This is a genomic window from Collinsella sp. LCP21S3_A3 (assembly GCF_052118905.1).
Classification (GTDB): Bacteria; Actinomycetota; Coriobacteriia; order Coriobacteriales; family Coriobacteriaceae; genus Collinsella.
Map to the genome: position 1 here is coordinate 1 of NZ_JBQKGH010000046.1, position 990 is coordinate 990.

Sequence of the window (990 nt, forward strand, 5' to 3'; positions counted from 1 at the left end):
GGGCGTGGCGGTTCGCGCGGGAGGCCGGCTTCGAGCTCAGGCTCTGCGCGCCGCGCTCGCCGCAGACCAAGGGCAAGGACGAGTCGGCCAACCGCTTCCTGAACCGCCTGCTCGCCTACGGCGGCGAGTTCACCGGGTGGAGCGGCCTCGCCGAGGCGGTGGCCCGGGTCGAGGCCCAGGCCAACTCGGAGCCGAACCGCACCACCGGCCTGCCGCCCGACGCGCTGTTCATGCGGGAGAAGGAGTGCCTGCGGCCCATCGGGAACCTCCGGCTCCTCGAGTCGATGGTGGGCGACGTGAGCGTCCAGACCGTCCCGCCGACCATGCTCGTCAGGGCCGCCGGCAGGGAGTGGTCCGTGCCCAGGCGCTGCATCGGCCGGCGCGTGAGCGTCGTGGCGATGCCCGGCGGCCAGGTCGTGGTGAGGATGGCCGGCGAGGAGGTCGCCGTCCACGACGCCGCGCCCGGGCCGTCGAGGCCCATCAACTACGACCCCGACCACTACGGGCAGGCCCTCGAGGGGAAGCGGGGCCTGGCCGACGCGGACATCGCCGAGGCCGCGCGCGCCAACCTCGCGCTGCTCGACTCGCTCGGAGGGGCGTGATGGGCGCCGTCGCGGAGGGCAGCCCCTCGATCAGGGCGCAGGCGAACCTCTCCGCGCTCGGGCTGCACGAGATGGCGGCGTCCCTGCCCGACTACGTGAGGATGGTCGCCGCGGGCGAGCGGGGCTTCGCCTCCGCCCTCGAGGAGACGACGCGCGTCGAGGTCGCCGCCCGGGAGGTCAGGATCACCAGCCAGCGCATACGGTCGTCGGGGTTCCCCTACGTCAAGGGGCTGGCGGACTTCGACTGGGACTTCCAGCCGTCGGTCCCGCGCGCCGAGATCGAGGAGCTCGCGACCCTGAGGTTCGTCGAGCGGGCCGAGAACGTCCTGTTCGTGGGGAGCCCCGGCGTGGGCAAGACGCACCTCGCCGTCGCGCTGGGCATCGAGGC

Annotated in this window: 2 protein-coding genes; both read left to right on the forward strand. The window is 73.8% G+C overall.

The genetic code is table 11. The features are described 5' to 3' along the window. On the forward strand, positions 1-602 hold a 602-nt coding region (locus ACTQ0H_RS09260), incomplete at its 5' end, for a Mu transposase domain-containing protein (protein ID WP_441548083.1). After that, positions 602-990 (forward strand): ATP-binding protein (locus tag ACTQ0H_RS09265; RefSeq protein WP_441548084.1); only part of this gene is annotated, 389 nt, incomplete at its 3' end. The genes ACTQ0H_RS09260 and ACTQ0H_RS09265, both read left to right, overlap by 1 nt.